The sequence below is a fragment of the Ferrimonas kyonanensis DSM 18153 genome (assembly GCF_000425405.1).
Taxonomy (GTDB): Bacteria; Pseudomonadota; Gammaproteobacteria; order Enterobacterales; family Shewanellaceae; genus Ferrimonas; species Ferrimonas kyonanensis.
This window is the reverse complement of record NZ_KE384367.1, coordinates 145,531-150,190: the sequence shown is the minus strand read 5'-3', so window position 1 is coordinate 150,190 and position 4,660 is coordinate 145,531. Positions and strand designations below refer to the sequence as shown.

Sequence of the window (4,660 nt, the reverse complement as noted above, 5' to 3'; positions counted from 1 at the left end):
TGCTGGACTTGAACCAGCGACATATGGATTAACAGTCCACCGTTCTACCGACTGAACTAAAGGGGAATCGAATTGTTGAGTGTTTTAGCTCTCTCCAGAGTAATAAGTGTTTTAACTCTCTCCAGAGGTATAAATTGGTTGCGGGGGCCAGATTTGAACTGACGACCTTCGGGTTATGAGCCCGACGAGCTACCAAGCTGCTCCACCCCGCGACCGAGGCCATGCACTATAGCGAATTGAGCGAGTAGCTCAAGCACTATTTCACTATTTTTGGTTCGTGTGACGATTTATGCGACACCTGGGCCTGTTTGTATACGCGAGTGGTGAAAAATGGCTCACAGGCGAATCAAATAGCGAGTCGTGGCCGGATTTAGGTGATCGTCGAAGTCAAACAGAGTCTCATAAACACCTACTAGTTCTCGCGGTAGACTAACAGGGTTAATGGGCTGAATTAGAGGGATTTAGTGGTTGGTTAGAGTGTTTGTTCAATATGGCTGTTTGAAACTTCGCCATTAAAAGTTAGAATCGGATCACACTTTACTGGTCAGACCTTGCTGGGATGGGGTTCCGGCGTTGGGGTTGAACAGGGTACATCGAGAGGACAAACGATGAATAAAAGACAAGAGGTCACAACCCGAAGTGGAGACCGGATTGCCATAGTTGCGGGACTAAGAACGCCTTTTGCCCGCCAGGCGACGGCGTTTCACGGTGTATCGGCGTTAGACATGGGTAAGATGGTGGTATCGGAATTGATGTCCCGATACGACTTGGATCCACAGAGTGTGGATCAACTGGTCTATGGCCAGGTTATCCAGATGCCAAAAGCGCCGAACATTGCCCGTGAGATCGTTCTGGGAACCGGAATGAACGTCCATACCGATGCCTACAGCGTGACCCGGGCCTGTGCCACCTCCTTCCAATCGACCGTGAACATTGCCGAATCGATTATGGCGGGCACGGTGGATGTGGGCATCGCCGGTGGTTCCGACTCCAGCTCAGTATTGCCAATCACGGTGTCAACCAAGCTCGCCCGTGCGCTGGTGGATCTGACCAAGGCCCGAACCCTCGGGCAGCGCATTGCCATCTTCCGCCGTCTGGGGCTCAAGGATCTGGCGCCGGTTCCACCGGCGGTGGCCGAGTACTCCACCGGCATCTCCATGGGACAAACCGCCGAACAGATGGCCAAGACCCATCAAATCAGCCGCGCCGACCAGGACGCCATGGCCATTCGCTCTCATCACCTGGCGGCCAAAAACTGGAAGTCCGGTGTGATGGCTAACGAGGTGATGACCTGCCATGTCCCCCCTTATAAGGGCTTTATCAGTGAGGACAACAACGTCCGGGGTGATGCCAAAATCGAGAAGTTGAGTACTCTGAAGCCGGTGTTTGATCGCAAGCACGGCTCGGTAACGGCCGCTAACTCCACCCCGCTGACCGATGGCGCCTCGGCGCTGATTATGATGCCGGAGTCCAAGGCCAAGGCGCTGGGCTACGAGCCGATCGGTTACATCCGCAGTTGGGGCTTTGCCGCCATCGATGTGTTTGATGACATGTTGATGGGACCCTCTTATGCCACTCCGTTGGCCCTGGACCGTGCCGGTATGACCCTTGCCGACCTGGATCTGATCGAGATGCACGAGGCGTTTGCGGCTCAGGCACTGGCCAATATGAAGATGTTTGAATCCAAACGTTTTGCCGAGGAAAAGTTGGGCCGCAGCGCTGCCATTGGCGACATCGACATGGATAAATTCAATGTGATGGGCGGCTCTCTGGCTTACGGTCACCCCTTTGCGGCAACCGGTGCACGGTTGATCACTCAGATGTGTAATGAATTAAAACGTCGTGGTGGTGGCGTGGGGCTAACCACCGCGTGTGCCGCCGGTGGTCTGGGCGCAGCAATGGTTCTGGAGGTAGAGTAATGAAGACAGATAGCTTTCAGGTAGAAGTCGGCAATGACAAGATCGCCGTCATTACCATGGATGTGCCCGGCGAAACCATGAACACCTTACGCAGCGAGTTTGGTGAAGAGGTGCGACAGGTACTGGATTTCATCAAAAGCCGCAGCGATCTGCTCGGGATCGTGTTTACGTCTGGCAAGCCGGATTCTTTTATCGCCGGCGCTGACATCAATATGTTGGCAGACTGCCAGACCGCTGAGGATGTGTACACCCTGTCCCGGGATGGGCACAAGTTGCTCAACGAGTTATCGCGGCTGCCTTTACCTGTGGTCGCCGCCATTCATGGCCCCTGTTTGGGAGGGGGCTTGGAGTTGGCGCTGGCCTGCGATTACCGGGTGATCAGTAACCACGCCAAAACGGTGCTGGGATTGCCGGAAGTGCAGTTGGGCATCTTGCCTGGTGGCGGTGGCACCCAGCGGCTGCCTAAGCTGGTGGGCATCGCTAAGTCGCTGGACATGATGCTGACCGGTAAGCAACTTCGCGCTAAGCAGGCGGTCAAGTTGGGCGTCGCCGATGAGATGGTGCCAAACACGGTGTTGCTCAGTGCTGCCAAGAAATGGATCGGTAAAGGCAAACGCAAAGCGGCTAAACCGAAATTGAAAGGGGTAGAGAAACTGCTGGAGGCGACACCGGTCGGGCGTAACGTGATCTTCGATCAGGCATTGAAGACGGTGATGGCCAAGACTCAGGGCAACTACCCGGCACCGGCAAAGATCATCGAGTGCGTCAAAGCGTCGACCAAGGATCTGGAGTCGGGACTGAAACTGGAAGCGCGTCACTTTGCGGATCTGGTGATGTCGCCGGAATCTGCGGCGTTGCGGTCGATCTTCTTTGCGACCACAGAAATGAAGAAGGAAACCGGTGCCGGCGACGTCAAGCCAGAGAAGATTGAACGCGCCATGGTACTTGGGGGCGGGTTGATGGGCGGCGGTATTGCCAATGTCACCGCCATCAAGGCTAAGGTGCCTGTGCGGATCAAAGACATCTCCCATCAAGGGATCTCCATGGCACTGGGGTCAACCTGGAAGCAGTTGGATAAGAAAGTAAAACGCCGTCATATCACCGAGGCCGAACGGGATAAGGCGATGGCGATGATGACCGGTACCACCGATTATCAGGGCATTAAAGATGTCGACATTGTGGTAGAGGCGGTGTTTGAAGATCTGGGGCTGAAGCATCAGATGGTGAAAGACGTTGAGGCGCATTGCTCAGACAGTACCATTTTTGCCACCAATACCTCTTCGCTGCCCATTGGACAGATCGCCCAGGCGGCTCAGCGACCAGAAAACGTCATCGGTCTGCACTATTTCTCACCGGTGGAAAAGATGCCACTGGCGGAAGTTATCGCTCATAAGTCCACTTCTGCTCAGACCATTGCTACCACGGTCGCTTTCGCTAAGAAACAGGGTAAAACACCCATTGTGGTTCAAGATTGTGCCGGGTTCTATGTAAATCGTATTTTAGCCCCCTATATGAATGAGGCTGCCACCCTGGTTTTAGAGGGTGAACCCATTGAAAAGTTAGATAAGGCACTGGTTAAATTCGGTTTTCCTGTCGGTCCAGTTACACTTTTGGATGAGGTAGGTATCGATGTGGGCGCCAAAATTTCGCCGATTTTAGAGGCGGAATTGGGATCTCGGTTCGCGGCCCCACCGGCTTTCGCCAAACTTTTGGCGGATGACCGTAAAGGTCGCAAGAATGGTAAGGGTTTCTACCAGTTTAATGGTAAGAAAAAGGGGCCTAAGCCCGTCGATGAGAGCGTATACAAGGTGTTAGGCATTACTCCTCAGGGGCGCCTGTCGGACTCTGAGATGTCTGAGCGCTGTGTGGTGCATATGCTGAACGAAGCGGTTCGCTGCCTGGATGAGGGCATCATCGCGTCCGCACGAGACGGTGATATTGGTGCCATCTTTGGCATCGGTTTTCCGCCGTTCCTGGGGGGGCCGTTCCGCTATATCGACTCGCTGGGGCAAAAGCGCCTGGTTGAGATACTGCAGGGCTACCAGAGCAAGTTTGGCGATCGGTTTGCTCCCAGTGAGTATCTGGTGAAGATGGCCGAAGAGGGGCGCCATTTTTACGACTAAGTGATCGGGGTTCAATAAGAGGCGGCGCAAGCCGCCTTTTTTATTGGACAGTTTTTGAGCTGACTATATAATGCTCGGCTTGTTGGTGTGGCGCGGTAGTGAGAAGAAACGTGATGTGGTTGATACTGGCATTCGCAAGTGCTCTGTTCTTTTATGCCGAAGCCTTGAAAAACGGCCTGGCGCCAAAAACCTGGGCTGTTGCCGGCTTGCTGTGCGGCCCTTTAGTCTGGCCTCTGTTTCAGGTACATCGCCGCATGGCCATGCTGCAATGCCGTGGCCAGGGCAACGTTATCTGGAAAATATAAAGGAGCCCGAAGGCTCCTAGAGTAAAGGTCTTATGGTTGCCACCTTGTGGCGATGACCTGTCAATTTACGACCACCAGCTCCCTGCCGGTACTTCTCTGATATCCAATTCAGCGTTGATTCGTTTGCGAGGCTTACGAATCAGTGTGGCCCTAAATAGTGTGGCTATCATTTTGATCATGATGCGTGCTCCTTCTATACAGGGTGAATATCAACGCCTGGTTTGAGTTAGGCGGTTGTTGATTCAGACAGCTTGATCCATGGCACCGAACCGGCGACTTGCTGGTTCTGCTCAGACAGCTTGATCCATGGCAC

At 53.8% G+C, this 4,660-nt stretch carries 3 protein-coding genes and 1 tRNA gene; 3 read left to right on the top strand and 1 reads right to left on the bottom strand.

Going from position 1 to position 4,660, the window contains the following annotated elements; translation table 11 throughout:
* Nucleotides 1-135 precede the first annotated feature (135 nt).
* A tRNA-Met gene (locus H598_RS0120495) sits at nt 136-212 on the bottom strand.
* 396 nt (nt 213-608) lie between these two features.
* Here H598_RS0120495 and fadI point away from each other — a divergent pair.
* From fadI to H598_RS0120480, 3 genes are all read left to right on the top strand, one after another.
* Nucleotides 609-1,919 carry an acetyl-CoA C-acyltransferase FadI gene (gene fadI, locus H598_RS0120490; protein ID WP_028114675.1) on the top strand — a complete coding sequence of 437 codons (1,311 nt, stop codon included), beginning with the start codon at nt 609-611 and terminating at the stop codon, nt 1,917-1,919.
* A complete protein-coding gene (fadJ, locus tag H598_RS0120485) occupies nt 1,919-4,042 on the top strand; it encodes a fatty acid oxidation complex subunit alpha FadJ (protein WP_028114674.1) in 2,124 nt (707 codons plus the stop codon). The genes fadI and fadJ overlap by 1 nt, the downstream gene beginning before the upstream one ends.
* A gap of 113 nt (nt 4,043-4,155) precedes the next feature.
* Nucleotides 4,156-4,347, top strand: coding sequence for a hypothetical protein (locus tag H598_RS0120480; protein WP_028114673.1), 192 nt, complete (start codon nt 4,156-4,158; stop codon nt 4,345-4,347).
* Nucleotides 4,348-4,660 lie beyond the last annotated feature (313 nt).

What these genes read in the sequence shown, in the direction of transcription:
- fadJ (WP_028114674.1), top strand. Translation starts at nt 1,919, where the DNA reads ATGAAGACAGATAGCTTTCAGGTAGAAGTCGGCAATGACAAGATCGCC.
- H598_RS0120480 (WP_028114673.1), top strand. Translation starts at nt 4,156, where the DNA reads ATGTGGTTGATACTGGCATTCGCAAGTGCTCTGTTCTTTTATGCCGAA.
- fadI (WP_028114675.1), top strand. Translation starts at nt 609, where the DNA reads ATGAATAAAAGACAAGAGGTCACAACCCGAAGTGGAGACCGGATTGCC.